This is a genomic window from Ramlibacter algicola (assembly GCF_016641735.1).
Lineage (GTDB): Bacteria > Pseudomonadota > Gammaproteobacteria > Burkholderiales > Burkholderiaceae_C > Ramlibacter > Ramlibacter algicola.
This window is the reverse complement of the sequence record NZ_JAEDAO010000001.1, coordinates 2,715,936-2,741,381: the sequence shown is the minus strand read 5'-3', so window position 1 is coordinate 2,741,381 and position 25,446 is coordinate 2,715,936. Positions and strand designations below refer to the sequence as shown.

The 25,446-nt window shown below is 70.2% G+C and carries 26 protein-coding genes; 9 read left to right on the top strand and 17 right to left on the bottom strand.

What is annotated here, in order from left to right; all coding sequences use genetic code 11:
• Complete coding sequence (locus tag I8E28_RS13290; RefSeq protein WP_200788530.1) at positions 1-1,524, bottom strand: transglycosylase SLT domain-containing protein; 1,524 nt, start codon at positions 1,522-1,524, stop codon at positions 1-3.
• Positions 1,521-2,294: a hydroxyacylglutathione hydrolase gene (gene gloB / locus I8E28_RS13285; RefSeq protein WP_200788529.1), complete on the bottom strand. Its 774-nt coding sequence runs from the start codon at positions 2,292-2,294 to the stop codon at positions 1,521-1,523. The genes I8E28_RS13290 and gloB overlap by 4 nt, the downstream gene beginning before the upstream one ends.
• A gap of 19 nt (positions 2,295-2,313) precedes the next feature.
• Here gloB and I8E28_RS13280 point away from each other — a divergent pair, with 19 nt between their 5' ends.
• The 5 genes from I8E28_RS13280 to I8E28_RS13260 all read left to right on the top strand — a co-directional run bounded on the left by I8E28_RS13280 (position 2,314) and on the right by I8E28_RS13260 (position 8,397).
• A complete protein-coding gene (locus I8E28_RS13280; protein ID WP_200788528.1) occupies positions 2,314-3,078 on the top strand; it encodes a class I SAM-dependent methyltransferase in 765 nt (254 codons plus the stop codon).
• A complete protein-coding gene (gene rnhA, locus I8E28_RS13275; protein ID WP_200788527.1) occupies positions 3,075-3,539 on the top strand; it encodes a ribonuclease HI in 465 nt (154 codons plus the stop codon). The genes I8E28_RS13280 and rnhA overlap by 4 nt, the downstream gene beginning before the upstream one ends.
• 131 nt (positions 3,540-3,670) lie before the next feature.
• Positions 3,671-4,951, top strand: a complete 1,281-nt coding sequence (locus I8E28_RS13270; protein WP_200788526.1) for an efflux RND transporter periplasmic adaptor subunit — start codon at positions 3,671-3,673, stop codon at positions 4,949-4,951.
• 15 nt (positions 4,952-4,966) lie between these two features.
• On the top strand, positions 4,967-8,101 hold the full coding sequence (locus I8E28_RS13265; protein ID WP_200788525.1) for an efflux RND transporter permease subunit: 3,135 nt from the start codon (positions 4,967-4,969) through the stop codon (positions 8,099-8,101).
• A 143-nt stretch (positions 8,102-8,244) separates the two neighbouring features.
• Positions 8,245-8,397, top strand: a complete 153-nt coding sequence (locus tag I8E28_RS13260; RefSeq protein ID WP_200788524.1) for a hypothetical protein — start codon at positions 8,245-8,247, stop codon at positions 8,395-8,397.
• A gap of 47 nt (positions 8,398-8,444) precedes the next feature.
• Here I8E28_RS13260 and moeA read toward each other — a convergent pair whose 3' ends face one another.
• From moeA to I8E28_RS13225, 7 genes are all read right to left on the bottom strand, one after another.
• Positions 8,445-9,713, bottom strand: a complete 1,269-nt coding sequence (gene moeA, locus I8E28_RS13255; protein WP_200788523.1) for a molybdopterin molybdotransferase MoeA — start codon at positions 9,711-9,713, stop codon at positions 8,445-8,447.
• Positions 9,710-10,321 (bottom strand): molybdenum cofactor guanylyltransferase MobA, encoded by a 612-nt coding sequence (gene mobA, locus I8E28_RS13250; protein WP_200788522.1) that lies wholly within the window; start codon positions 10,319-10,321, stop codon positions 9,710-9,712. The genes moeA and mobA overlap by 4 nt, the downstream gene beginning before the upstream one ends.
• Positions 10,318-11,433: a GTP 3',8-cyclase MoaA gene (gene moaA / locus I8E28_RS13245; RefSeq protein ID WP_200788521.1), complete on the bottom strand. Its 1,116-nt coding sequence runs from the start codon at positions 11,431-11,433 to the stop codon at positions 10,318-10,320. The genes mobA and moaA overlap by 4 nt, the downstream gene beginning before the upstream one ends.
• A 38-nt stretch (positions 11,434-11,471) precedes the next feature.
• Positions 11,472-12,014 (bottom strand): hemerythrin domain-containing protein, encoded by a 543-nt coding sequence (locus I8E28_RS13240; RefSeq protein WP_200788520.1) that lies wholly within the window; start codon positions 12,012-12,014, stop codon positions 11,472-11,474.
• A 4-nt stretch (positions 12,015-12,018) separates the two neighbouring features.
• Positions 12,019-12,780 carry an SDR family oxidoreductase gene (locus tag I8E28_RS13235; protein ID WP_200788519.1) on the bottom strand — a complete coding sequence of 254 codons (762 nt, stop codon included), beginning with the start codon at positions 12,778-12,780 and terminating at the stop codon, positions 12,019-12,021.
• Positions 12,781-12,795: 15 nt separating this feature from the next.
• A complete protein-coding gene (locus tag I8E28_RS13230; RefSeq protein WP_200788518.1) occupies positions 12,796-14,229 on the bottom strand; it encodes an aldehyde dehydrogenase family protein in 1,434 nt (477 codons plus the stop codon).
• Between the two features lie 164 nt (positions 14,230-14,393).
• Positions 14,394-15,218 carry a metal-dependent hydrolase gene (locus I8E28_RS13225; RefSeq protein WP_200788517.1) on the bottom strand — a complete coding sequence of 275 codons (825 nt, stop codon included), beginning with the start codon at positions 15,216-15,218 and terminating at the stop codon, positions 14,394-14,396.
• A 106-nt stretch (positions 15,219-15,324) separates the two neighbouring features.
• On the opposite strand from I8E28_RS13225, the gene I8E28_RS13220 reads away from it, so the two are divergent.
• On the top strand, positions 15,325-15,909 hold the full coding sequence (locus I8E28_RS13220) for a TetR/AcrR family transcriptional regulator (protein ID WP_200788516.1): 585 nt from the start codon (positions 15,325-15,327) through the stop codon (positions 15,907-15,909).
• A gap of 45 nt (positions 15,910-15,954) precedes the next feature.
• On the opposite strand, the gene I8E28_RS13215 is transcribed toward I8E28_RS13220, so the two are convergent.
• The gene (locus tag I8E28_RS13215) at positions 15,955-18,114 is read right to left on the bottom strand and encodes a sodium-translocating pyrophosphatase (RefSeq protein ID WP_200788515.1); all 2,160 of its coding nucleotides are present in this window, start codon (positions 18,112-18,114) and stop codon (positions 15,955-15,957) included.
• Positions 18,115-18,342: 228 nt separating this feature from the next.
• On the opposite strand from I8E28_RS13215, the gene ppa reads away from it, so the two are divergent.
• Entirely contained in the window at positions 18,343-18,885 is a 543-nt protein-coding gene (ppa, locus tag I8E28_RS13210; RefSeq protein WP_200788514.1) for an inorganic diphosphatase, read from the top strand.
• A 44-nt stretch (positions 18,886-18,929) separates the two neighbouring features.
• Here the strand turns inward: ppa and I8E28_RS13205 are convergent, their stop codons facing one another.
• Positions 18,930-20,102 carry a GNAT family N-acetyltransferase gene (locus I8E28_RS13205; protein WP_200788513.1) on the bottom strand — a complete coding sequence of 391 codons (1,173 nt, stop codon included), beginning with the start codon at positions 20,100-20,102 and terminating at the stop codon, positions 18,930-18,932.
• Positions 20,103-20,121: 19 nt separating this feature from the next.
• Here I8E28_RS13205 and I8E28_RS13200 point away from each other — a divergent pair, with 19 nt between their 5' ends.
• Positions 20,122-21,786, top strand: a complete 1,665-nt coding sequence (locus I8E28_RS13200; protein ID WP_200788512.1) for an NAD+ synthase — start codon at positions 20,122-20,124, stop codon at positions 21,784-21,786.
• 14 nt (positions 21,787-21,800) lie between these two features.
• Positions 21,801-22,139, top strand: coding sequence for a P-II family nitrogen regulator (locus I8E28_RS13195; RefSeq protein ID WP_200788511.1), 339 nt, complete (start codon positions 21,801-21,803; stop codon positions 22,137-22,139).
• Between the two features lie 29 nt (positions 22,140-22,168).
• Here I8E28_RS13195 and I8E28_RS13190 read toward each other — a convergent pair whose 3' ends face one another.
• The 6 genes from I8E28_RS13190 to I8E28_RS13165 all read right to left on the bottom strand — a co-directional run bounded on the left by I8E28_RS13190 (position 22,169) and on the right by I8E28_RS13165 (position 25,375).
• Positions 22,169-22,753: an LOG family protein gene (locus tag I8E28_RS13190; protein ID WP_200788510.1), complete on the bottom strand. Its 585-nt coding sequence runs from the start codon at positions 22,751-22,753 to the stop codon at positions 22,169-22,171.
• The gene (locus tag I8E28_RS13185) at positions 22,750-23,154 is read right to left on the bottom strand and encodes a diacylglycerol kinase (protein WP_420850217.1); all 405 of its coding nucleotides are present in this window, start codon (positions 23,152-23,154) and stop codon (positions 22,750-22,752) included. Before I8E28_RS13185 ends, I8E28_RS13190 begins: the two co-directional genes overlap by 4 nt.
• Before the next feature lie 31 nt (positions 23,155-23,185).
• Complete coding sequence (locus I8E28_RS13180; RefSeq protein WP_200790395.1) at positions 23,186-23,644, bottom strand: RDD family protein; 459 nt, start codon at positions 23,642-23,644, stop codon at positions 23,186-23,188.
• A 74-nt stretch (positions 23,645-23,718) separates the two neighbouring features.
• The gene (locus I8E28_RS13175; protein WP_338050781.1) at positions 23,719-24,375 is read right to left on the bottom strand and encodes a DUF3106 domain-containing protein; all 657 of its coding nucleotides are present in this window, start codon (positions 24,373-24,375) and stop codon (positions 23,719-23,721) included.
• 14 nt (positions 24,376-24,389) lie between these two features.
• The gene (locus I8E28_RS13170; protein WP_200788508.1) at positions 24,390-24,812 is read right to left on the bottom strand and encodes a DUF3619 family protein; all 423 of its coding nucleotides are present in this window, start codon (positions 24,810-24,812) and stop codon (positions 24,390-24,392) included.
• Positions 24,809-25,375 (bottom strand): RNA polymerase sigma factor, encoded by a 567-nt coding sequence (locus I8E28_RS13165; RefSeq protein ID WP_200788507.1) that lies wholly within the window; start codon positions 25,373-25,375, stop codon positions 24,809-24,811. The genes I8E28_RS13170 and I8E28_RS13165 overlap by 4 nt, the downstream gene beginning before the upstream one ends.
• Positions 25,376-25,446 lie beyond the last annotated feature (71 nt).

Below are 25,446 nucleotides of genomic sequence, written 5' to 3'. Positions count from 1 at the left end.
TCAGCGGCGCTTCTGCTTGCGCACCGCCGGTTTCCTCGGCGTAGCGTTGCGCGGGCCGTGCGCCTGGTGCGTCGACACGCCGCGCACGCGCGCGCGCGCCTTGGCGCGCACCGGCACGTAGACGACCACCTGCTGGCCGGCCCGGAAGGCCGCGCCGGCGCCGACCTTGTTCCACTCGGCGACCTGCTCGGCGCTGACGTGGAAGCGGCGTGCGATCGTCGCCACCGAGTCGTGGCGGCCGGCCTTGACCGTGGTGCGCCGCAGCTGCACGTCGGGCGCGAGGCTCAGCTGGCCGTTGTCGGCCACGTGGCTGGCGACGTCGTCTTCCTTGTTGGGCGGGCGCGGCACCACGAGCACCGAGCCGCCCTTGATCAGCATGCGAGGCGGGATCGAGTTGACGCTGCGCAGCTCGGGCTCGGTCATGCCGACGCGCTTGGCGGCTTCCGTCGCGCTCATCGTCTTGGGCACGCTCCACGCGGTCCAGGTGGCGAAGCGGCCTTCGCTGTATTCGGCGAGGTTGCGCTGGAACACCTGGGCGTTGTCCCAGGGCAGCAGGATCTGCGGCGTACCGGCGGCCAGGATCACCGGCCGGTTCAGCTGCGGGTTGAGCGCCTTGAAGTCCTCCACCTCGATGTCGGCCAGCTTCGCGGCCAGCTTGACGTCGATGTCGCGCTGCACCGTGACCATGTCGAAGTACGGGTGGTTCTCGATGACCGGCAGTTCGGCGTTGAACTGCTCCGGGTTGCCCACGATGTTCTTGATCGCCTGCAGCTTGGGGACGTAGTTGCGCGTCTCGTCCGGCATCTTCAGGTCGGCGTAGCCGGTGCCCAGGCCGGCGCGCTGGTTGCGCGCGATCGCGCGGCCGACGTTGCCTTCGCCCCAGTTGTAGGCCGCCAGCGCGAGGTGCCAGTCGCCGAACATGCCGTACAGGCGCTGCAGGTAGTCCAGTGCCGCGCGCGTGGACGCCAGCACGTTGCGGCGGTCGTCGCGGAAGAAGTTCTGCTTCAGGTCGTAGTCGCGCCCGGTGCCGGGCATGAACTGCCACATGCCCGCGGCGCGCGCGCTGGACACCGCGGCGGGATTGAATGCGCTCTCCACGAACGGCAGCAGCGCGAGCTCGCTGGGCATCCCGCGCCGTTCCAGTTCCTCGACGATGTGGAACAGGTACTTGCGCGAGCGGTCCGTCATCCGCTGGATGTAGTCCGGCCGGCTGGCGTACCACTGCTCCTGCTGGTGCACCAGAGCGTTGTCCAGCGGCGGCATCGCATAGCCGGCGCGGATGCGCTCCCAGAGGTCCGCGGGCGGCTGCGTGGCCGCGACGCTGCGTGACGGCATGTTGGCGGCCTGCAGCGGTTCCGACGGCCTCTGGCCGGCGTTCGACCGCACCGGCGGCAGCCCGGTCTCGGCGGCGGCGGGCGCAGTGGCGATGGAGGAAGGGGAGGCGGCGTCCGGGATGGTCGCCGAGGGAGGGCTGGCGCAGGCGGCCAGCCAGAGGGCCGCCACGAGGACGGCGAGGGATTTCATCGGAATTCGTTCTTCCATTGGCGGATGGCGGCGAACACCGCGACGTCGTCCCCGGGCGGGGCACCGTTGAAGGCGCTGGCCGCGCGCGCCACTTCGGGCACGCGCACGCGCAGGAACGGGTTGACCTGCCGCTCGGTGCCGAGCGACGCGGGCAGCGTGGGTTCGCCGCGCGAGCGCAATTGCTCGCAGCGGGCCTGGTAGTCGCGCAGTGCGTCGTTCGAGGGTTCGACGGCGCGCGCGAAGCGCAGGTTGGACAGCGTGTACTCGTGGGCGCAGCACACGCGCGTATCGCCCGGCAGGGCGGCGAGGGCGTCGAGCGACGCGAGCATCTGCGCCGGCGTTCCCTCGAACAGGCGGCCGCAGCCGCCGGAAAAGAGCGTGTCGCCGCAGAACAGCAGCGGGGCGCCGTCGACGTCGGCCGCGTAGTAGGCGACGTGGCCGGCCGTGTGGCCCGGCACGTCGATCACCTGGAATTCGATGCCGAGCGCCGCAGCCGTCTTGCCGCCGGACACGCGCTCGAAGGGCTCCGGGATGGCTTCACGCGCCGGGCCCCAGACCTTCGCGCCGGTGGCGTCGCGCAGTGCGTTGACGCCGCCGACGTGGTCCGGATGGTGGTGCGTGACTAGAATCGCTTCCAGTTGCAAGCCGGCTTGCGCGAGGTAATCGAGCACCGGCCGTGCGTCGCCAGGGTCCACCACCAGCGCCCGCTGCCCATCGTGCAACACCCAGAGGTAGTTGTCCTGGAACGCGGGCAGGGGAATCAACGTCATGAGCGATGCGATTATAGGAATGCGCGCCTGGTTCGAGACCCCGCCCGGGCGCTACCTGCTCGCCTGGGAGCGGGACCAGTTCGATCGCGCCGTGGCCGACATCTTCGGCTACCACGCCCTGCAGCTGGGCGTGCCCGAACTCGATACGCTCGCCGCCAACCGCATGCCGCACCGCTGGCTCGGTGTCAGCGAGCCGCTGCCGCTGCCCTGCGCGCGCCAGCCCGCGCTGCTGGCCGACTACGCGGCGCTGCCCTTCGAATCCGCCAGCCTGGACCTCGTGGTCCTGCCGCACGCGCTGGAACTGCATGCCGACCCGCACGCCACGCTGCGCGAGGTCGAGCGCGTGCTGGTGCCGGAAGGCAAAGTCGTGATTTCCTGCTTCAATCCGGCCAGCCTGTGGGGCCTGCGCCAGCGGCGCGCGCATTTGTACCGGCGCCTCGGGTTCGGCAGCCTGTACCTTCCCGATGCCGGCGAGTTCATCGGCTACCGGCGCCTGCGCGACTGGCTGCGGCTGCTGAACTTCGAGGTCGAGCACAGCCACTTCGGCTGCTGGCGCCCGGCCTTCACGACGGACCACTGGCTGCAGCGCACGGAATGGATGGACGACGCGGGCGCACGCTGGTGGCCGATCCTGGGCGCGGTGTACCTGGTGGTCGCGACCAAGCGGGTGCGCGGCATGCGCCTGGTCGGCAAGCTGTGGAAGCCGGCCAAGCTGCCGGCGACCGCGCCGGTGCCGCTGGCCAACCGCCAGCCGCAACATGAATTGAGCGAGGAGACGATTTGAACGAGGTGGTGGCGTACACGGACGGGGCCTGCAAGGGCAACCCGGGGCCGGGCGGCTGGGGCGTGCTGCTGCGCTCGGGCACGAACGTGAAGGAGCTGTACGGCGGCGAGCCGGGCACGACCAACAACCGGATGGAGCTGACGGCCGTCATCCAGGCGCTGTCGGCGCTCAAGCGCCCGTGCGCGATCACTCTGTACGTCGACAGCCAGTACGTGCTGAAGGGCATCACCGAGTGGCTGCCGGGCTGGAAGGCCAAGGGCTGGCGCACCGCGGGCAAGACCCCGGTGAAGAACGTCGAGCTGTGGCAACAGCTGGATGAACTGGTGCGTGGCGGCGGCCACCGCATCGACTGGCAATGGGTGCGCGGGCACAACGGCGACCCCGGCAACGAGCGCGCCGACGTGCTGGCCAACATGGGCGTGGAGGTGGCGCTGGGCCGCCGCGCTCCCCTCGACAAGTAAACGCGAGGTAAAGGGCGCCCTCCAGGGGGCGGCACTTGGTAACCACCCCCATCGCGCCGCACCGGTCGCGCTGCGACAATGCCGTGTTTGCACGCCACCACGGGCTCCAGCCGCCCCCTCGCAAGAAGTCCATGGCCTCCAAGCCCCTGTACATCGTGATCGCCGCCGCCGGCATCGCGGCCGCCTCGGCCGCGGCCTGGTGGTACCAGCGCCAGCCCGCCTCGCCGGCCCCGGACAGCGCACCGGTTGCGAGCGCGCCCGCTGCCGGCGGCAGCCGTGGTGCGCCCGTCGTCGTCGAAGCGGCCCGTGCGGATTCCATGCGCCTGACCGACGACGCCCAGGCGGTCGGCAGCCTGCGTTCGCGCCAGAGCGTGATGTTGCGCCCCGAGGTCAGCGGCCGCGTGACGCGCATCAACTTCCGTGACGGCGAGCGCGTGCGCCGCGGCCAGCTGCTGGTGCAGCTGGACGACCAGCTGCCGATGGCGCAGGTGCAGCAGGCACGAGCCGAGCTGTCCATCGCCCGTGCCAACCACAAGCGCAACCAGGACCTGGTGGGGCAGGGCTTCATCAGCCAGCGCCAGGTCGACGAGAGCGCGGCCAACCTGCAGGTCGCCGAAGCCAAGCTGGCCCTCGCCGAAGCGACGGCGGCGCGGCTGAAGATCGTCGCCCCGTTCGACGCCATCGCCGGCATCCGCGGCATCAACGTCGGCGACTACCTCAAGGACGGCGCCGACATCGTCAACCTCGAAGACCTCGACGCGGTCTACGTCGACTTCCGCCTGCCCGAGCGCTTCCAGACCAAGCTGCGGCAGGGGCAAACCGCCGTCGTGCAGACCGACGCGCTGCCCGGCCGCCACTGGAACGCGGTGGTGCAGGCCATCGATCCCGCCGTCGACGCCAACGGGCGTTCGCTCGGCGTGCGCGGCTGCATCGACAACCGCCAGCTCGCGCTGCGCCCCGGCATGTTCGCCCGCGTGAGCGTGATCTTCGGCCAGCGGGACGACGCGCTCGTCGTGCCCGAGGAGGCCGTCGTCCCGCAGGGCAACCGCATCTCGGTGTACCGCCTGGTGGACGGCGCCGACGGCAAGGTTGCCCAGCGCGTCGACGTCAAGGTCGGCCTGCGCAGCCCGGGCCGCGTCGAAATCACCGAAGGCCTGCGGCCGGGCGACCTGGTCGTCACCGCCGGCCAGCAGCGCATCAACCGCGACGGCATGCTCGTGAAGCTGGCCGACGCGGCCAAGCCCACCGCGCCGGTGGACGCGACGGCCGCACCCGCGGCTGCAGCCTCGGCCGCCAAGCCGGCCGCGCCCGTCGCCACCGCGAATGCGGCCCCCGAAGGTGCCGCACGCGGGGCGAGCCCGTGCCACGTGGCCGTGGCCGAGATGCCGCGCGCCGGCGGCAAGCGCCGCTGACGGCAGGAGCCCGGCATGCAGTTGCCCGAGATCGCCATCCGCCGCCCGGTGTTCGCCACCGTGCTGTCGCTGCTGGTGCTGCTGATCGGCGCCGTGAGCTTCACGCGCCTGGCGGTGCGCGAGTACCCGAAGATCGACGAGCCGATCGTCACCGTCAGCGTTCGCTATCCGGGGGCGTCGGCCGAGGTGATGGAGTCGCAGGTCACCAAGCCGCTGGAGGATTCCATCGCCGGCATCGACGCGGTGGACGTCATCACCTCGATCAGCCGGCCGGAACAGAGCCAGATCCAGGTGCGCTTCCGGCTCGAGAAGGACGCCGACGCCGCCGCGGCCGAGGTGCGCGACCGCACCTCGCGCGTGCGCAACAAGCTGCCGCAGGCCATCGACGAACCGGTGATCGCCAAGGTGGAAGCCGATGCCTTCCCCGTGATCTGGCTGGCGTTCACCAGCGACACGCTGAATCCGCTGCAGATCAACGACTACGTCAACCGCATCGTCAAGCCGCGCCTGCAGACGGTGACCGGCGTCGCCGACGTGCGCATCTACGGCGAGCGCAAGTACGCGATGCGCGTGTGGCTCGACCCGGACCGCCTGGCGGGCTACCGGCTCACGACGCAGGACATCGAGGACGCCGTTCGCCGCAGCAACCTGGAGGTGCCCGCCGGGCGCATCGAGTCGCAGCAGCGCGAGTTCAGCGTCACCTCGCAGACCGACCTGATCCGGCCGGCCCAGTTCGCCGACATCGTCGTCAAGACCGTGAACGGCTTCCCGGTGCGCATCCGCGACGTCGCCCGCGTCGAGGAAGCGGCCGCCGACGAGCGCAGCGCGGTGCGCCTGAACGGCCGCACGGCCATCTCGGCCGGCGTCATCCGCCAGGCCACCGCCAACCCGCTGACCATGGCGCAGGGCGTGCGCGACATGATCCCGCGCCTGAAGCAGGACCTGCCGCCCGGCATCAACATCGACATCGCGAACGACAACTCGGCGTTCATCGACCGGTCGGTGCAGAACGTCTACCGCACCATCGCCGAAGCCATCGTGCTGGTCGCGCTGGTGATCTTCGTGTTCCTGCGCACCGTGCGCGCGTCCATCATCCCGATCGTCACCATCCCGGTGAGCCTGATCGGCACCTTCGCGATGATGGGGCTGGCCGGGTTCTCCATCAACACGCTGACGCTGCTGGCGCTGGTGCTGGCCATCGGCCTGGTGGTGGACGACGCCATCGTGATGCTGGAGAACATCTTCCGGCACATCGAGGAAGGGCTCGACCCGTTCTCCGCGGCCGTGAAGGGCGCGCGCGAAATCGGCTTCGCGGTCATCACCATGACGCTCACGCTGGTGGCCGTGTACGCCCCGCTGGCGTTCACGCCCGGCCGCACCGGCCGCCTGTTCGTCGAATTCGCGCTCGCCCTGGCTGGCTCGGTGCTGGTGTCGGGCTTCGTCGCGCTGACGCTCACGCCGATGATGTGCTCGCAGCTGCTGCGGCACAACCCGAAGCCGAACTGGTTCGACCGCGGCATGGACCGCCTGCTCACGCGCCTGTCCGAACGCTACGGCCGCGTGCTGCGCTGGGTGCTCACGGCCCGCGCCGGGGGCGCTGCGGGCAAGGTGCTGCAGGCGCGCTGGCTGGTCATCGGGGTCATGCTGCTCAGCGCGCTGGCCATCGCGCTGATCTTCCCGACCATGAAGTCGGAGCTGTCCCCGCTGGAGGACCGTGGCACCATCATCGCGACGATCAACGCGCCCGACGGCTCGACCATCGACTACACCGACCGCTACGCCCGCGAGCTGGAGAAGATCGGCCAGGACTACCCGGAGTTCGACCGCATCTTCGGGAGCATCGGCAATCCGACCGTGTCGCAGGGCAGCGTCGTCTACCGCACGGTCGACTGGGAAGCGCGCCACCGCACGACGCTGGAGATCGCGCGCGAGATGGGCCCGCGCTTCAACTCGCTGGCCGGCGTCAACGCCTTCCCGATCGTGCCGCCGTCGCTCGGCCAGGGCTTCCGCGAACGTCCGCTCAGCTTCGTGATCCAGACCTCCGACAGCTACGAGAACCTGAGCCGCGTGGTGCGCCAGCTGCAGGACGAGATGGCGAAGAACCCCGGCATCCTGCAGGTGGACGCCGACCTGCGCCTGAACAAGCCGGAGCTGCGCATCGACGTCGACCGCGAGAAAGCGGCCGACCTGGGCGTGCCGGTCGAAGTGGTGGCACGCGCGCTCGAGACGACGCTGGGCGGCCGGCAGGTCACGCGCTACAAGAAGGACGCCGAGCAGTACGACGTCATCATCCAGAACCGGCCGAGCGGGCGCACGACGCCCGAGGACATCGACAGCATCCAGGTGCGCGGCCGCAACGACACCATGATCCCGCTGTCGGCGCTGGTGAAGGTGCGCGAGACCGTCAGCCCGCGCGAGCTGAACCACTTCGGCCAGCGCCGGGCCGCGACGATCACGGCCAACCTCGCGCCCGACTACTCGCTCGGCCAGGCGCTGCAGTTCATGCAGGAGGCGTCGGTGAAGGTGCTCAAGCCGGGCTACACCACCGACCTGAACGGCACGTCGCGCGAGTTCCGCAACTCGCAGGGCGCGCTGGCCATCGTGTTCGCCCTCGCGCTGCTGTTCATCTTCCTGGTGCTGGCCGCGCAGTTCGAGAGCTTCGTCGACCCGCTGGTCATCATGCTGTCGGTGCCGCTGTCGATGATCGGCGCGCTGCTGGCCCTGAAGTGGTCGGGCGGATCGCTCAACGTGTACTCGCAGATCGGCCTGATCACGCTGGTGGGCCTGATCACCAAGCACGGCATCCTGATCGTGGAGTTCTCCAACCAGTTGCGCGAGCAGGGCCGCTCCACGGTCGACGCGGTCGTCGAAGCCGCGTCGCTGCGCCTGCGCCCGATCCTGATGACGACCGGCGCCATGGTGCTGGGCGCCATCCCGCTGGCGCTGGCCCACGGCGCCGGTGCCGAGAGCCGCATCCAGATCGGCTGGGTGATCGTCGGCGGCATGTCGCTGGGCACGGCGCTGACCGTGTTCGTGGTGCCGACCATGTACCTGCTGTTCGCGCGCCACGCGGTCCCGGGCGCCAACAAGGCGGAAGCGCACGAGGAACCGGTAGCCCATCCGGGCCATCCGGACCTCATCGCGAAGTAGGCTGAACGGCGGCGCGCCCGCAGCGCTGGGGCCGCCGTACCGAAGGGTCGCCGCCGTCCGACACATGTCGGCGGCGCCACCGACAAATGGTTCAGGCAGGCACCGACCGGATGGCTCTGCCATTGGGCTGCACCATGGAGCCCATGAAAATCCTGCGCTTCATCCACGTCACGTTCGCACAGGCGTTCTACGGCTGGGCCTTGCGCGAGATCGATCCCATGCACCCGGACCTGCCCAAGCTGGTGATGAAACGCCAGCAGCTCGCGGACGAGGCCCGGCGCATGTTCGCCGCCTGACGCCCACGGCCGGCGGGCCGGATCGACCACGCGGGCCGCCGCCGGCGCTAGAGCACGCCTTCGAACAGCATCACGTCCACCTCGTCGCCGGGGGCCACGCTGCCCTGGCCATGGTGGAGGACGACCAGGCCGTTGGCCTGGACCATCGAGCTGAGCACGCCCGAGCCCTGGTTGCCCGTCGTGCGCACCTGCAGTGCGCCGTCGGGCGCGCGGCTGACGATGCCGCGCTGGTATTCCGTCCGGCCCGGCTTCTTGCGCATCGCCTCCTGGCTGCGCGCGCGCAGCATCGGTGGGGGCGCCGTGTCGCGGCAGCCCATCAGGCGCAGCAACGCGGGACGCACGAACGCCAGGAAGGTCACCATCACGGCCACGGGATTGCCGGGCAGGCCGAACAGCACCGCGTTGCCAATGCGGCCGACGGCCATCGGCCGGCCGGGACGCATGGCGATGCGCCAGAACGCCACGTCGCCCAGCTGCTTCATCATGGCCTTGGTGAAGTCGGCCTCGCCGACGCTCACGCCGCCGCTGGTGATGATGGCGTCGGCCTGCGATGCGGCCGTGCGGAAGGCTTGCTCCAGCAGCGCCGGCTGGTCGCGCACGACACCGAGGTCGATCACGTCGCAGCCCAGCTGCGTGAGCATGCCGCGCACCGTGTAGCGGTTGCTGTCGTAGACGGCGCCTTCGCGCGGCAGCTCGCCCAGGCTCAGGATCTCGTCGCCGGTGGAGAAGTAGGCGACGCGCACGCGCCGCGCGACGGGGGCGGAGGGCAGCCCCAGGCTCGCGACGAGGCCGCAGGCGGCAGGACCGAGCCGCTCGCCGCGCAACAGCGCGGGCTTGCCGGCCATCAGGTCTTCGCCCGCGAGGCGGCGGTTGTCGCCCGGGCGGACGACGCCAGCGGGCACTTCGATGCGGCCGTCGTCCAGCGAGCGCGTGAACTCCTGCGGCACGACCGTGTCGAGGCCGGCGGGCATCACCGCGCCGGTCATGATCTTCACGCACTGGCCGGCGCCGACCTGGCCCTGCCACGCCTTGCCGGCGAGCGCCGTGCCGACCGGCTGCAGGTGCAGCGCGGCGCTCCCGATCTGCGAGCCCTCGAACGCGTAGCCGTCCATGGCGGAGTTGTCGTGCGGCGGCACGTTGAGCGGCGACACCACGTCCTGCGCCAGCACGCGGCCGAGCAGGTCGGCCGTCGCGACGTTCTCGATGCCGGTGACCGGCTGCACGAGCCGGTCGAGGAAGTCGTTGACGAGATTCGCCGGCAGCGCCTGGGGGTCGTAGCCCTGCAGTTCCGCCGCGATCTGCTCCAGCGGCTTCACCGCGGCTCCAGCGCCCGCAGCTCGGCGAGCGTGTTGGCGTTGCGGAACGCGCGGGGGTCGTCGCCCGGCGCATCGAACTTCACTTCGATCGTGCGGTGCTGCGCGGTCCACGCATCGATCTTGCGTCCACCGCCCTGGGTGAAGCGCAGCAGGCTTTCCAGCAGTTCGCGGCGCATCAGGCAGAACACGGGCTGCGTGCGCCACTGGCCGTCCTCCTCGCGGGCGCTCGCCATCGCGATCTCGGCGTCCTGCCCGATCGCGGCCGTCCCGAGGCGTTCGACGAGGTCGAGCGGGAACAGGGGGGAGTCGCACGGCACGGTGACCATCCAGGGCGTCTGCGCCTGCTCGAGGCCGGTGACGAAGCCGGCGAGCGGGCCGGCGAAGTCGGGCAGGGCGTCCGGCCACACCGGCACGCCGAACGATTCGTAGGCCGCCAGGTTGCGGTTGGCGTTGATCAGGATGTCGCCGACCTGGGGCTGCAGCCGCATCAGCGCATGCAGCGCGAGCGGGCCGCCCGCGAAGTTCTGCAGGCCCTTGTCGACGCCGCCCATGCGCGAGCCGCGGCCGCCGGCCAGGATCACGCCCGTGACTTCCGTGGGGTCGATCATCCGCCGATGTAGCTCATTTCCACGCGGCGGCCCGGGGCGCCCGCGTCGGCAGGCAACTGCCCGCGCAATTCCGAATAGCGGTCGCCACGCGACTGCCAGATGTGCCCGATGGCCGATGCAAGGTCGGCGTCGCTGGCCCCGCCGCGCAGCAGCGTGCGCAGGTCGTGGCCGTTACTGGCGAACAGGCACAGGTACAGGCGGCCCTCGGTCGACAGGCGCGCTCGGTTGCAGGTCCCGCAGAACGCCTGCGTGACGCTGCTGATGACGCCGATCTCGCCGGCGCCGTCGTCGTAGGCCCAACGCTCGGCGGTTTCGCCGGGGGCGGTGGCGTCGAGCGCATGGAGCGGGAAGTCGGCCGCGATGCGGTGCACGACGTCGGCGGACGGCAGCACTTCGTCCATCCGCCAGCCGTTGGTGGCGCCCACGTCCATGTATTCGATGAAGCGCAGCACGGTGCCGGTGCCGCGGAAGTGGCGCGCCATCGGCAGGATTTCGTGGTCGTTGGTGCCGCGCTGCACGACCATGTTGACCTTGATCGGGCCCAGGCCCGCATCGCGCGCGGCGTCGATGCCCGCCAGCACGTCGGCGACCGGGAAGTCGACGTCGTTCATGCGGCGGAACACGGCATCGTCCAGCGCGTCGAGGCTGACCGTCACGCGGTGCAGGCCGGCGGCCTTGAGCGCCTGGGCCTTGCGCGCCAGCAGCGACCCGTTGGTGGTCAGCGCCAGTTCGACGGGCTGGCCGTCGGTGGTGCGCAACTGCGCGAGCTGCTCGACCAGGATCTCGAGGTTCTTGCGCAGCAGCGGCTCGCCGCCGGTGAGCCGGATCTTGCGCACGCCGTGCGCGACGAACACGCGGGCCAGCCGCGTGATCTCCTCGAAGGTCAGCAGCTGCGCATGCGGCAGGTACGGATAGTCCTTGGTGAAGACTTCCTTGGGCATGCAGTACGCGCAGCGGAAGTTGCAGCGGTCGGTGACGCTGATGCGCAGGTCGCGCAGGGGACGCGCGCGGACATCGTGGAGCTGCCCGGAGGGCACGATGGGCTGCACCGGCACCGCGGCCGCAAGCGGCGCGAGGCGCTGGTCGACGACGGGGATGACGCGTTCAGCCACGGCCCGATTGTGCCTGCAGGCGCATGGCCCTGCCGCGATCAGGACGCGCCGCGGCGGGCGCGCATGTCGGCCGACATCGCCCGCACCGCGTCGGCGTCGAGCCGCGCCTCGGCGGTGGGAAAGGCCGTGCCTTCCTCGGCGGCGATGTGCCCGGCATACAGCTGCGTGAAGGACTGCAGCGACTGCTCCTGTTCCGGGTCCAGCCGGGCGAGAGTCCCGTCGGCAATCTGCTGCAGGACGGCGCGCGCCGCGGCCCATGCGCTTTCCATCGCGCGGTGGTCGTTTTCGAGGCGGGCCGCGAGGACGGCGAGCGCCGGGTCGCCGCCGGCCCGCAGCGCCGGCAGCACGTGCCGCTCCTCGTCCAGGTGGTGCTGCGGCGCGGCGTTGTCGAAGTACCGGGCCACGTCGCGCGCCGCCTGCCGCGCCTGCTCGTCAGCGCCGTGTTCCGCGACGTGGGCTTCCAGCCGGCCCAGCAGCGCCAGCGTCCGCTGCATGCGCTCGTGGCAGGCGTGCAGCATCGCGAACGGCTCGTCCAGGCCCGCGGCGGGCGAGGACACCAGTTGGTCGAGGCGGCTGGCCATGGCTTCAGACGCAGCGCGCCCCGTCGACCTCGATGCAAACGCCGGAGATGAAGGCCGCTTCGTCGCTGGCGAGGTACAGCGCCGCGTTGGCGACGTCGAGCGCGGTGGAAAAGCGGCCCAGCGGGATGGTGGCAAGGAACTTCGAGCGGCGGGCCTCGTCGACGGGGCCGCCCGCGAACTCCGCCGACAGGCCCGTGTCGGGATTGAAAACCGGGTTGATGCAGTTGACGCGGATGTTCTCGGGCCCGAACTCCGCGGCGAGCGATTTGCTGGTGGTGATGACCGCGCCCTTCGAGCCGTTGTACCAGCTGAGGCCGGGCCGCGGCCGCACGCCCGCCGTCGACGCGATGTTGATGAACGCGCCGCCCTTGGTGGCACGAAACGCGGGCACGGCGTGGATCGTGGCGAGGTAGATGCTCTTGACGTTGATCGCATAGACGCGGTCGAAGTCGTCTTCGCTCACCTCGAGCGCGGGCTTGTTGCGATGCGTCCAGCCGGCGTTGTTCACCATCACGTCGAGCCGCCCGTGCCGCTGCACCGCGGCGTCGACCAGCGCCTTCACGTCCGCGGAGCGTGTGACGTCGGCGCGGAAGAACGAAGCGCGTCCGCCCGTGGCCCGGATGGCGGCCGCCACCTGCTCGCCGCGCTCGGCATCGACGTCGTTGACCAGCACCTGCGCGCCTTCCTGCGCGAGGCGCTTCGCGATGCCTTCCCCGATGCCGCCGCCGGCGCCGGTGACGATGATGGATTTGTCCTGGACCCGCATGCGTCGTCTCCCCCGTCAGCCGTGGCGGATCGCCACCGTCTTGAGCGTCGTGAACCCGTACAGCGCCTCGAAGCCCTTCTCGCGGCCGTGGCCGGAGGACTTCACGCCGCCGAAGGGCAGCTCGATGCCGCCGCCGGCGCCGTAGTTGTTGATGAACACCTGGCCGCTGCGCACGCGGCGCGCCATGCGCAACTGCCGCGCGCCGTCGCGCGTCCACACGCCCGCCACCAGCCCGAACGCGGTGCCGTTCGCGAGCCGCACCGCTTCGTCCTCGTTCTTGAACGGCATGGCGGCGAGCACCGGCCCGAACACTTCCTCCTGCGCCAGGCGGTGCGCGATGGGCACGTCGCGCAGCAGGGTGGGCACCTGGTAGAAGCCCGCCTCCGGGGCTTCCTCGACGATCTGCCCCTGCGCGACCATCGGGATGCCGGCGTGCTGCGCGTCGGACAGGAAGTCCCACACGCGCTGCTGCTGGCTGGCACGGATCAGCGGGCCGACATCGAGATCCATCGCCGCGGGGCCGACGCGCAGGTTGGAGAACACGCCGCCCAGGCGGTCCAGCACCGCTTCGTAGATCGGTTGGTGCACCAGCAGGCGCGAGCCCGCCGAGCAGGTCTGGCCCGCGTTCTGGATGATCGCCTGCACGACGACCGGCAGCGCTTCGTCCAGGTCCGCATCCTCGAACAGGATCTGCGGGCTCTTGCCCCCGAGTTCCAGCGTCACCGGGCAGTGGCGTTCGGCGGCCGCTTGCTGGATCAGCGTGCCCACGCGCGGGCTGCCGGTGAAGCTGATGTGGTCGATGCCGGGATGGCGCGCGAGCGCATCGCCGACTTCATGCCCGTAGCCCGTGACGATGTTGATGGCACCGGCCGGGAAGCCGCATTCGGCCGCGAGCTGCGCGACGCGCAGCAGGGACAGGCACGCATCCTCGGACGGCTTGACCACGCACACGTTGCCGGCCGCGAGCGCGGCGCCCACGCTGCGCCCGAAGATCTGCATCGGGTAGTTCCACGGGATCACGTGGCCGGTGACGCCGTGCGGCTCGCGCCAGGTCAGCACCGTGGTGCCGTCCTGGTAGGGCAGGGTCTCGCCGTGCAGCTTGTCGCACGCGCCGGCATAGAACTCGAAGTAGCGCACGAGCGCCTGCGCGTCGGCACGGGCCTGCCGCGTCGGCTTGCCGCAATCGCGCTGCTCGATGGCGGCGAGTTCGTCGGCATGCTGCGCGACCTTCGCCGACAGGCGCATCAGCAACCGGCCGCGCTCCGCAGCGCTCAGGCGGCTCCAGACCGCGTCGAGGCATTGCCGCGCACTGCGCACGGCGGCGTCGACGTCCTCGGGCGTGCCGCGTTGCAGTTCGTCGTAAGGCTGGCCATCGGACGGATCGATGACGGGCAGGGTGCGGCCGGACGTGCCGGGCCGTGCTTCGTTGCCGATGAAGTGGAGCTGCATTCCGGCCATTCTGCCTGCGGGGCGCTGCAGCGCCCCCGTGTGAACTCCCGAACGCGGAAGTCGCAGAACGGAGGCGGAAAACGCACAAGGAAGAAAGGTTGGGGCGGTGGCGACCTCTGCGTCAGGGAGTTCACGAAGCGGCGCGAGCGCCGCGCACCGCGCACTCAGGAAGCAGGGCCCACCGGCCGGTACTGGTCCGCGTGGTCGCGCAGCCAGCGTTCGGACGCGGAGCTGTCCTGCTGCGAAGGATGGAAGTCGCGCCGCAGGTACTGCTTCCACGGTCCGTACGTGAGGCGCACCAGGCCACGCTGGCCGAACAGGTACGACGCGGCGCTCTTCCAGGTCGACCACTTCCACAGCGTGCCGTCGCGGTGCAGGTTGTTCACGGTCTGGCGCAGCGTGTCGAGCAGGAAGATCGTGGTCACGCGGCGGAACCAGGTGATGCGCCAGTCATGGCTGCCCCCCAGGGCCTGGTACAGGTCGAACGCGGTGCACTTGTGCTCGGATTCCTCGGCGCTGTGCCACAGCCACAGGGTGCGCAGGCGTGCGTCCTGCTCGCCGAGCAGGTCGGGGTTGTGCAGCATGAAGTCGGCCAGGATGGCCGTGAAGTGCTCGTTGGCCGCGGTGATGGCCAGCCAGTGGCGGACGTCGACGCCTTCCAGCAGCTTCAGCCGGTCGCGCGCCCGCGGCTCCCAGTCGTTGCGCAGGCCCAGCTTCTCCAGGTGCGCGTTGTAGAGGGCGTGCAGGCGGCGGTGCGTGGCCTCCTGGCCGACGAAGCCATGCACCTCGGCGCGGAACTTCTCCTGCTGCTCCGGCGCCAGTACCTTGAAGCCGTCGCGCACCGAGTCGATGAAGAACTGCTCGCCGACCGGGAAGCTCATGGACAGCGCGTTGAACAGTGCCGTCCGGAACGCGTCCCCGGCACACCAATGGCGGGCGATCGGGGCCTCCATGTCGACGAGGAGGCGGCGGACGACGAGGTCGGTCATGGGCGTGGAATCCTGTTGGTACGCATTCGTACCGTTGCGCGATGATGGAGGCGAGGCTTGGTACTGTCAAGTACCAACCCGCGGGGAATCGCGCGACAATGCATGGATGAGCGCGATCGAACCGGCCGCCACGGAGCACCGCCACCGCCTGCTGCAGGGCATGGCGCAGGCCGTCGCGAAACGGGGCTACGCGGCCACCACGATCGCGGACATCGTGCGCGAGGCCGCCGTGTCGCGGCGCACGTTCTACGAGCACTTCGGCGGCAAGGCCGAGTGCCTGGTGGCGCTGTACGAGGCCGCGAGCCACAACGCACTGCAGGTGTTGCGCGCCGCGCTGGGCCCGGCCCAGCCGTGGGATGCGCAGGTCGAGCAGGCGCTGGCGGCCTACTTCGACTGCCTGGCGTCCAACCCGCTGCTGCTGCGCACGCTGTACGTCGAAATCCTCGGGCTCGGGCCGGAGGGCCTCGCGTCGCGGCGCCGGGTCAACGACGAGATCGCCAGCTTCATGCTCGACGTCGTGAACGGCCGCGGCAAGCGCAAGCCGCTCACGCCGCAGATGGCGCTGGCGGTGGTCGGTGGCATCAACGAACTGGTGCTGGACAGCCTGGAGCGCGACCGCCTGGGCCAGCTGGCCGAGCTCGTCGCCCCGGCTGCGCAGCTGGTGCGCGCGGTCACCGGCCATCCAAAATGAACAAGGCCCGCCGGGGCGGGCCTTGCGACGCGGAGGCGGGTCCGCTTACTTGCTCGCCGACGCGGCCGTCACCGGACCGGAGGCCGCGGCAGGCGCCGTGACCGCGGGCGCGTTGTCGTGGCGCACCGGCGCGGCGTCGGCGCCGTGGAACTTCACCACCAGCGGCACGATGAGCAGCGCCACGATGTTGATGATCTTGATCAGCGGGTTGACGGCGGGGCCGGCGGTGTCCTTGTAGGGGTCGCCCACCGTGTCGCCGGTGACCGCGGCCTTGTGGGCTTCGGAGCCCTTGCCGCCGTGGTTGCCGTCCTCGATGTACTTCTTGGCGTTGTCCCACGCGCCGCCGCCCGTGCACATGGAGATGGCGACGAACAGGCCCGTCACGATGGTGCCCATGAGCAGGCCGCCCAGCGCCTTGGGGCCGAGCACCAGGCCGACCACCACCGGCACCACGACCGGCAGCAGCGACGGGATCATCATTTCCTTGATCGCGGCCTTGGTGAGCATGTCGACGGCGACGCCGTATTCGGGCTTGGCCGTGCCTTCCATGATTCCCTTGATGGTCTGGAACTGGCGGCGCACCTCCACCACCACCGCGCCGGCGGCGCGGCCCACGGCTTCCATCGCCATGGCGCCGAACAGGTAGGGGATCAGGCCGCCGATGAACAGGCCCACGATCACCATCGGGTCGGACAGGTCGAAGCTGATGGCGCGGCCGTAGCCCTCCAGCTTGTGCGTGTAGTCGGCGAACAGCACGAGCGCGGCGAGGCCCGCCGAGCCGATGGCGTAGCCCTTGGTCACGGCCTTGGTGGTGTTGCCCACCGCGTCCAGCGGGTCGGTGATGTCGCGCACCGAAGCCGGCAGGTCGCTCATCTCGGCGATGCCGCCGGCGTTGTCGGTGATCGGACCGTATGCGTCCAGCGCCACCACGATGCCGGCCATGCTCAGCATGGAGGTCGCCGCGATCGCGACGCCGTAGAGGCCCGCGAGGTAGAACGAGGCGACGATCGCCGCGCAGACGAACAGCACGGGCCAGGCGGTGGAGCGCATCGACACGCCCAGGCCCGCGATGATGTTGGTGCCGTGGCCGGTGGTGGAGGCCTGCGCGATGTGGCGCACGGGCGAGTACTGGGTGCCGGTGTAGAACTCGGTGATCCACACCAGCGCGCCGGTCAGCGCCAGGCCGACGAAGCAGGCGCCGAACAGGCGCATCTGGGTGCCGGCGGCGTAGATCGCGTCGTCGGGCATCAGCCACTTCGTGACGAAGAAGAAGGCGACGAGCGACAGCACGCCGGCGGTGGCCAGGCCCATGTACAGCGCCGGCATCACGTTCTTCATGCCCGGCTTGGCCTTGACCATGAAGCAGCCGATGATCGACGCGATGATGGACACGCCACCGAGCGCCAGCGGGTACAGGACCGCGGCCTGGCCGGCGTTGCGCACCAGCAGGGCGCCCAGCACCATCGTCGCGATCAGCGTCACGGCGTAGGTCTCGAACAGGTCGGCGGCCATGCCGGCGCAGTCGCCGACGTTGTCGCCCACGTTGTCGGCGATCACCGCGGGGTTGCGCGGGTCGTCCTCGGGGATGCCCGCTTCGACCTTCCCCACCAGGTCGGCGCCGACGTCGGCGCCCTTGGTGAAGATGCCGCCGCCCAGGCGCGCGAAGATGGAGATGAGCGAGGAACCGAACGCGAACCCGATCAGCGGGTTGAGCATCGCGGCCAGGTTGCTCGACGGGTTCAGTTGCCCGTTGCCGGCCAGGAACCAGTAGAACGCGGTCACGCCCAGCAGGCCCAGGCCGACCACCAGCATGCCGGTGATGGCGCCGCCGCGGAACGCGACGTCCAGCGCGGGGCCGATGCCGCGCGTGGCCGCCTGCGCCGTGCGCACGTTGGCGCGCACCGAGACGTTCATGCCGATGAAGCCGCACGCGCCCGAGAGGAGGGCGCCCACCACGAAGCCGACCGCGGTCTGGCCGTCGAGGAAGATGCCGATCAGGATCGCCAGCACCACGCCGACGAGGGCGATGGTCTTGTATTGCCGGGCCAGGTAGGCGGCCGCGCCGGTCTGGATGGCCGCCGCGATCTCCTGCATGCGGGCGTTGCCCGCGTCCTGCGAGAGGATCCAACTGCGCGCCCAGAACCCGTAGGCCACGGCCGCGAGGCCGCAGACGAGCGCCAGGATCAGCGCCGAGTTGCCAGTCATTTCTTCATCTCCTTGTCTTGCTCTGCTTGGAGGGGGCGCCACGCGAGCGGTGCCCCCGCTGCGTTGCTTCCTCGTGGCGTCCCAAGAACGGGGAGACCCGATTGGCCAACGCGCGGACTATAGGCGAACTGCCGTGCTCGCTGAAGGCGGTTCAAGGCGTGCGCAGGGCGGTGGCCCGTAGAATCAGGGTTAATCCCGAGCTTTCGCATTCAACTTCGAAGTCCCCCGATGTCCCTCGACAACGTCACCCCCGGCAAGCACATCCCCGATGCCTTCAACGTGATCATCGAGATCCCGATGAACGCCGATCCCGTCAAGTACGAGGTCGACAAGGAGACCGGCGCCATCTTCGTGGACCGCTTCATGTCCACGTCGATGCACTACCCGACCAACTACGGCTACGTGCCCAAGACCATCAGCGGCGACGGCGACCCGGTCGACGTGCTGGTGATCACGCCGGTGCCGCTGATCCCCGGCGTGGTGGTCAGCTGCCGCCCGATCGGCATCCTGAAGATGCAGGACGAGGCCGGCGACGACGCCAAGGTGCTCGCCGTGCCGGTCGACAAGGTGCTGGCCATCTACACCCAGTGGCAGAAGCCCGAGGACCTGAACCCGCTGCGGCTGAAGACCATCGCCCACTTCTTCGAGCACTACAAGGACCTGGAGCCGAACAAGTGGGTCAAGGTGCTGGGCTGGGAAGGCCCGGAGTCGGCCAAGCAGGAAGTGCTGGACGGCATCGCCAACTACGAGAAGTCGCAACGCAAGGCCTGATCGCCGCGCGCTTCACGGCCAGCCGGGCCGCGCGCCCGGCTTTTTCATGCCTGGCGGAACGGCGAACGGCCCTCGAGGTGCTCGAGGTAGTGGGCGATGCCTTCGCCCTCGCGTTCGAGGAAGCGTTCGACGGCGTCGGCGAACGCGGGGTGCGCGAGCCAGTGCGCGCTGTGCGTCTTGACCGGCATCAGCGCGCGCGCCATCTTGTGCTCGCCCTGGGCGCCGCCTTCGAAGCGGTCGACGCCGTGCTCGATGCACCACTGCAACGGCCGGTAGTAGCAGGCCTCGAAGTGCAGGCAGTCGACGCGCTCCAGCGCTCCCCAGTAGCGCCCGTAGGCCACCTCCGGTGATCCGTCGGGGCGGCGCGAGACCGCGACGAGGCTCGACGCGATCGGCTGGCCGTCGCGCTCGGCGACGAACAGCACCCAGTGCTGCGGTAGGTCGCGCGCCATGCGATGGAAGAAGTCGCGCTTGAGGTACGGCGGGTTGCCGTGCTCGCGGTAGGTGCGCTCGTAGCAGCGGTAGAAGAAGGCCCAGTCGGCGGCGCTGATGGCCGTCCCCTCCACGGTGCGGAACCTGACGCCGGCCTCGGCGACCTTGCGCCGTTCCTGCCGGATCTTCTTGCGCTTGTCCTGCGCCAGGCTGGCGAGGAAGGCGTCGAAGTCGGGCCAGTCCCGGCGCAGCCAGTGGAACTGCACCGTGTGGCGTGCCATCAGGCCGGCATCGGCGCAGGCCCGGACGTCGACGTCGGACAGGAACAGCAGGTGCAGCGACGACAACTCATTCGCTTTGCAGGTGGCGAGCACTGCATCCAGCAGCGCGCGCCGCGCGGGCGCGTCACGCGCCAGCAAGCGGCTGCCCGGCACCGGCGTGAACGGGACCGCGACCAGGCCTTTGGGGTAGTAGGCGAGCCCGTGCTGCTCGTACGCGTTGGCCCAGGCCCAGTCGAACACGTACTCGCCGTAGGAGTGGCCCTTGAGGTACAGCGGGCAGGCCGCGTGCAGTTCGCTGCCGCGCCACAGCGTGACGAATGCAGGCTGCCAGCCGGTGCGGGCCACGGCGCTGCCGCTGTCATGCAGCGCGGCGAGGTACTCGTGGCGCAGGAACGGCGACGGCGAATCCTGCGAACCCAGCAACGCGTTCCACGCGGACGCGTCCACCTCCGACGGCGACGCGCAGAGGCGGGTGACATAATCGTTCGGGTCGTTCTTCTTCACTGCGCAAGCACTGCCGTCGATGGCCCTTCACATCTGCGTCGCCCAGCTCAACCTCGTCGTCGGCGACATGCAAGGCAACGCGCAGAAGATCATCGCCGCCTCGCGTGAAGCCTACGCCCAGGGCGCGCGGCTGGTCCTCACGCCCGAGCTGTCCATCTGTTCCTATCCGGCCGAGGACCTGCTCCTGCGGCCCGCGTTCATCGACGCCTGCGATGATGCCGTGAGACTGGTGGCCCGCGAGCTCGCGGGGTTGAAGGGGCTGCACGTCGTGGTCGGCCATCCCGTCGGCGGCGACCTGCGCAGCAAGTCGGTGCAGGTGCAGCGCCGCCTCAACGCGGCCAGCGTCCTGAGCGAAGGACGCGTGCTGGAAACCTACGCCAAGCGCGAACTGCCGAACTACCAGGTCTTCGACGAGCGCCGCTACTTCACGCCCGGCAAGGGCACCTGCGTGTTCCAGTGCGAAGGCGTCAGCGTCGGCCTGCTGATCTGCGAAGACGCCTGGTTCGACGAGCCCGCGATGCTGGCGCAGGAGTCGGGCGCGCAGTTGCTCGCCGTCATCAACGCGTCGCCGTTCCACGTCGGCAAGGGCGGCGAGCGCGTCGCGCGCATGGCCGACCGCGCCAGGGCCGTGGGCCTGCCCATCGTGTACTCGCATCTCGTCGGCGGGCAGGACGAAGTGGTGTTCGACGGCGGCTCGTTCGCGGTCAACGCCGACGGTTCGCTGGCCGGCATGGCGCCCGGGTTCCGCGAGGACCTGTTCCTCGTGTCGGCAGACGTCGGCGACACCGGCTTGCGCCTGGCTGCGCCAGTGGCGCCCGAGCGAGAGCCCGAGGCCGAGCTGTGGGACGCGCTCGTGATGGGCGTGCGCGACTACGTCGGCAAGAACGGCTTCCCCGGCGTGCTGCTGGGCCTGTCGGGCGGCATCGATTCGGCGCTGGTGCTTGCGATCGCGGTGGACGCGCTGGGCAAGGACAAGGTGCGCGCGGTGATGATGCCGTCGCCGTACACGCAGGACATCTCCTGGATCGACGCGCGCGAGATGGCCGCGCGGCTGGGCGTGCGCTACGACGAGATCTCGATCGCGCCGCAGTTCGAGGCGTTCAAGGCGGCGCTGGCCAGCGAATTCCAGGGCCTGCCCGAAGACGCGACCGAGGAGAACATCCAGGCGCGCATCCGCGGCGTGCTGCTGATGGCGCTGTCGAACAAGTTCGGCAGCATCGTGCTGACCACCGGCAACAAGAGCGAGATGGCCACCGGCTACTGCACGCTGTACGGCGACATGGCCGGCGGCTTCGCGGTGATCAAGGACGTGCTCAAGACCAAGGTGTTCGCGCTGGCGCGCTGGCGCAACCTCTTCGACCCGTACGGCACCGGCGCCAACCCGATCCCCGAACGCATCATCACGCGGCCGCCCAGCGCCGAATTGCGGCCGGACCAGGTGGACCAGGACAGCCTGCCGCCGTACGAAGTGCTGGACGCAATCCTCGCGCGGTACATGGAGGACGACGAGGGCGTCGACCAGATCGTGGCGGAGGGCTTCGACCGCGCGATCGTGGAGAAGGTCGCGCGCCTGGTGCGCATCAACGAATACAAGCGCCGGCAGGCCCCGGTCGGGATCCGCGTCACGCACCGCGGCTTCGGCAGGGATTGGCGCTATCCTATTACCGCCAAGTTCCGCGCCTAGAGGGGTCCCAGGTCATGAAGCAGATCACCGCCATCGTCAAGCCGTTCAAGCTCGAGGAAGTCCGCGAGGCCCTCGCGGAGTGCGGCGTCACCGGCCTCACCGTCACCGAGGTCAAGGGCTTCGGCCGCCAGAAGGGCCACACCGAGCTGTACCGGGGCGCGGAATACGTCGTCGACTTCCTGCCGAAGGTGAAGGTGGAGGTCGTGGTGCGCGACGACGACGTCGAGCGCTGCGTCGACGCCATCGTGAAGGCCGCGCGAACCGGCAAGATCGGCGACGGCAAGATCTTCGTCACCAGCGTCGAACGCATCGTGCGCATCCGCACGGGCGAGACCGACGAATCGGCGGTCTGACGCATCGGCCCGCGCCTTGCGGGCCCGATTCAAATCTGCGACAGGTCCTGCGCCGCGGGCGGCTTCGCCTCGGCGACCAGGTGCGCGAGCAGGGCGCCGGGGTCGGTGTCCACGCGCACCAGGTCCATTTGCCAATCGTTCATGAAGCCCGCGCGCACGCCCGATTGCAGGAAAGCGAGCAGCGGCTGGTAGTAGCCGGCGGTGTCGAGGATGCCGACCGGCTTGTCGTGGTAGCCCAGCTGGCGCCAGGTCCAGACCTCGAACAGTTCCTCGAAGGTGCCGATGCCGCCCGCCAGCGCGAGGAAGGCGCCGGCCCGGTCGGCCATGATCCGCTTGCGCTCGTGCATCGTCTCGACGATGTGCAGCTCGGTGCAGTCGCGCTTGGCGAATTCCTTGTCGACCAGCGTGCGCGGAATCACGCCGATGACGGTGCCGCCGGACTGCAGCGTGGCGTCAGCGACGATGCCCATCAGGCCCGCGTTGCCACCGCCGTAGACGAGCTGGCCGCCCCGCTCGCCGATCCAGCGGCCCACCGCTTGCGCGGCTTCGACGAACCGGTCTTCGACGCCGCGGCGCGAGCCGCAGTAGACGCAGATGGAGAAGGGCACGCTCATGCGGCAAACCGCTGGACGATGGCCGCGGTCCAGATGCCGACGGCAAGCAGCAGGGCCAGCAGCACGGCGGCGCTGCCCATGTCCTTGGCGCGCCCGGACAGCTCGTGCCGCTCGGGGCCGATGCGGTCGATGGCGGCCTCGATCGCCGTGTTCAGCAGCTCGACGATCATGACCAGCACGACCGAGCCGGCCAGCAATGCGATCTGCACCCAGTCGCGCCCGACATACACGGCGAGCGGCACCAGCACGATGGCGGCGAGCGCTTCCTGGCGGAACGCGGTCTCGCCCCAGCCGGCGCGCAGGCCCTGCAGCGAATACCCCGTGGCGTGCCAGATGCGGCTGAGGCCACGCCGCAGTTTCTGCGGGTTGGCGAAAGCGTCCGGTGGCGGTGACGTCATCATCCCCCGCATTGTCCACGAGCGGCGCGCGCGCTCAGGGCGTCGGGTCGTCGACCAGGCGCGTGCCGGCGAGCACGTCGTGCCAGAACTGGCGCTCGGGATGCAGGCGGCTGAGGAGGGCCCAGAAGGTGACCCAGCCGGCGACGATGACCAGCAGCGGCCCCATCGCCACCTGCCGCGTGCCGAACGCCGCGAGCGGTGGCAGCAGCCAGATGTAGCTGAACACGTAGCGCAACACGGCGCGGCCGGGGCGCAGGCGGCGGCCGTAGCGGTCGACGACGCGGATGTGCCAGGTCTTCATCGCGAGCGTCTGGCCGCGGACCCAGAAGGCGACGCAGTAGACGCCGATCGCGATGGCGAGGGCGACGATGAGGCCCTGGCGGTGGTCGAGCGCATGGCGCATCTGCGTGGCGATGCTGAACGCGAGGCCCGCGAGCACCACGACGCCGAACAGCAGCACGCCTTCGTACAGCCAGGCGGCCATGCGGCGCATCAGCGGCGGGGCTTGCAGGGCAGGGGAACTGGGCGCCTGAGCGGCGCCTGGATCAGGCTTGGCCATCGCGCAGGCTAGTTGGCCTGCGGAGCCGGTGCAGGCGCGACAGGTTGCGACGCCGGATGCGACGCTGCAGGGTGGTGATCGGGCACGGGACCGGCCACGATGCGTGGCGACAACTTCGCGTCAGGCCCGCGGGGCACCTTGGCCATCTTCTGGGGCGGGACCGGCCGGACCGCGGCTGCGGTGGGCGGTGTCTTCGCCGGGGCGCCGGCGGCGAGCTTGCGTTTCTCCTCCGGCGACAGGGCCTGGTACGCCTCCCACTTGGCCTTGCGCTCGTCGGCCGGCACGCGCTTGGCCTCGCCGAAATTCAGCCGGGCCTGAGCGCGCTGCTGCGGGCTGAGTGCCGCCCATTCGTTCATGCGGCTGGTGAGCTTGGCGCGCTCGTCCGGCGTCATCTTGCGGTAGTTGGCCCCCAGCGCGATCCACTTGCGCTTGTGCGACTCGGACAACGTGTGCCAGGTCGGTGCGAGCGGCTGCAGGGCTTGCTGCTGCTCGGCCGACAGCTCGGCCCAGGCCGGGCGCGTCTCGGGCTTGCTGGCCTTGGACCTGGCCGCGGGCGCTGTGGCGGGCGCCTGCGCCTGCACGGCAGCGACAGCGGCGACGGACGCGCAGAACAGCAGCGCGGCCAGGAGGCGCGCCTGGAGTCGGCGGGGGCGAGAGCCTGGCACGAGCCGCTCCCGTTTCACTGCGCGGACTTGAGGAACTGCACGAAGCCCGGGTCGGCGTAGGCCGCGGGGGGCAGGTCGTCGGTGAGCAGGGCGGCGTCGACTTCCGCCAGTTCGCTGGCACGCCGCTCGGTGTGCACCACGTGGATGGCCACGAGGCCGGCGACCAGTGCCAGCAGCGGCAGCGCCGCGGCAACGCGGCGCCAGGGGCTGACCCGGTCGTCACCGCCCAGCGTGGCCTGGCCACCGGAGACCTGCACGTCGCTGCGCCGCTGCAACACCACCGGCTTGCGCTGGCCCAGCGCCTGCATGCGTGCGGCACGCAGCCGCTCGGCGATGTCGTGGGGAACGTCGCGCGCGGCGCCGTCCAGCCGCGCCGCGATGCGGCGGCCGAACTGGTCCTGGGCGGCTTGGGCCTGGTCGCGGGTGACGGAGTTCACAGTTGTAATCCCTTTGCCTTCAGTGCCTTGCTGAGGGCCTGGACTGCCCGGGAGCAATGCGTCTTGACGCTGCCTTCCGAACAACCCATGGCCGCGGCGGTTTCCGCCACGTCCATCTCCTCCCAGTAACGCATCAGGAACGCTTCGCGTTGACGCCCGGGCAGGGCCTGGATCTCGATCTCGATCTCCCGCAGCACCTGCGCCCGCCGGGTCACGTCCTCGGCGCTCTCCGCCTGCTGGGAGCCTTCCAGCGCGGCATAAGTTTCCAGCAGGTCGAAATCCCCGTCCTCCGACGCCGATTCGAAGTCGCTCAGGTTGGAGAACAGCGCGTTGCGGGTCTTCTGGCGGCGGAACCAGTCCAGCGTGCAGTTGGACAGGATGCGCTGGAACAGCATCGGCAACTCGGCCGGCGGCTTGTCGCCGTAGTGTTCCGCCAGCTTCATCATCGACTCCTGGACGATGTCCAGGGCCGCCTCGTCGTCGCGCACGTGGTAGACGGAACGCTTGAAGGCCCGTTTCTCGACGCTCTTGAGGAAGTCGGACAGTTCGCGTTCGGTGGCCAAGGCGGGGCGGTGGAAGGCGCGCGGTGCGCCGGATGCCGGATCAGGTTCCTTCGACGGGGCGCGATTATGCA

What these genes read in the sequence shown, in the direction of transcription:
- I8E28_RS13290 (WP_200788530.1), bottom strand. Translation starts at nt 1,524, where the DNA reads ATGAAATCCCTCGCCGTCCTCGTGGCGGCCCTCTGGCTGGCCGCCTGC.
- gloB (WP_200788529.1), bottom strand. Translation starts at nt 2,294, where the DNA reads ATGACGTTGATTCCCCTGCCCGCGTTCCAGGACAACTACCTCTGGGTG.
- I8E28_RS13280 (WP_200788528.1), top strand. Translation starts at nt 2,314, where the DNA reads ATGCGCGCCTGGTTCGAGACCCCGCCCGGGCGCTACCTGCTCGCCTGG.
- I8E28_RS13270 (WP_200788526.1), top strand. Translation starts at nt 3,671, where the DNA reads ATGGCCTCCAAGCCCCTGTACATCGTGATCGCCGCCGCCGGCATCGCG.
- I8E28_RS13265 (WP_200788525.1), top strand. Translation starts at nt 4,967, where the DNA reads ATGCAGTTGCCCGAGATCGCCATCCGCCGCCCGGTGTTCGCCACCGTG.
- I8E28_RS13260 (WP_200788524.1), top strand. Translation starts at nt 8,245, where the DNA reads ATGAAAATCCTGCGCTTCATCCACGTCACGTTCGCACAGGCGTTCTAC.
- mobA (WP_200788522.1), bottom strand. Translation starts at nt 10,321, where the DNA reads ATGATCGACCCCACGGAAGTCACGGGCGTGATCCTGGCCGGCGGCCGC.
- I8E28_RS13240 (WP_200788520.1), bottom strand. Translation starts at nt 12,014, where the DNA reads ATGGCCAGCCGCCTCGACCAACTGGTGTCCTCGCCCGCCGCGGGCCTG.
- I8E28_RS13235 (WP_200788519.1), bottom strand. Translation starts at nt 12,780, where the DNA reads ATGCGGGTCCAGGACAAATCCATCATCGTCACCGGCGCCGGCGGCGGC.
- I8E28_RS13230 (WP_200788518.1), bottom strand. Translation starts at nt 14,229, where the DNA reads ATGCAGCTCCACTTCATCGGCAACGAAGCACGGCCCGGCACGTCCGGC.
- I8E28_RS13225 (WP_200788517.1), bottom strand. Translation starts at nt 15,218, where the DNA reads ATGACCGACCTCGTCGTCCGCCGCCTCCTCGTCGACATGGAGGCCCCG.
- I8E28_RS13220 (WP_200788516.1), top strand. Translation starts at nt 15,325, where the DNA reads ATGAGCGCGATCGAACCGGCCGCCACGGAGCACCGCCACCGCCTGCTG.
- I8E28_RS13215 (WP_200788515.1), bottom strand. Translation starts at nt 18,114, where the DNA reads ATGACTGGCAACTCGGCGCTGATCCTGGCGCTCGTCTGCGGCCTCGCG.
- ppa (WP_200788514.1), top strand. Translation starts at nt 18,343, where the DNA reads ATGTCCCTCGACAACGTCACCCCCGGCAAGCACATCCCCGATGCCTTC.
- I8E28_RS13200 (WP_200788512.1), top strand. Translation starts at nt 20,122, where the DNA reads ATGGCCCTTCACATCTGCGTCGCCCAGCTCAACCTCGTCGTCGGCGAC.
- I8E28_RS13195 (WP_200788511.1), top strand. Translation starts at nt 21,801, where the DNA reads ATGAAGCAGATCACCGCCATCGTCAAGCCGTTCAAGCTCGAGGAAGTC.
- I8E28_RS13190 (WP_200788510.1), bottom strand. Translation starts at nt 22,753, where the DNA reads ATGAGCGTGCCCTTCTCCATCTGCGTCTACTGCGGCTCGCGCCGCGGC.
- I8E28_RS13185 (WP_420850217.1), bottom strand. Translation starts at nt 23,154, where the DNA reads ATGATGACGTCACCGCCACCGGACGCTTTCGCCAACCCGCAGAAACTG.
- I8E28_RS13180 (WP_200790395.1), bottom strand. Translation starts at nt 23,644, where the DNA reads ATGCGCCGCATGGCCGCCTGGCTGTACGAAGGCGTGCTGCTGTTCGGC.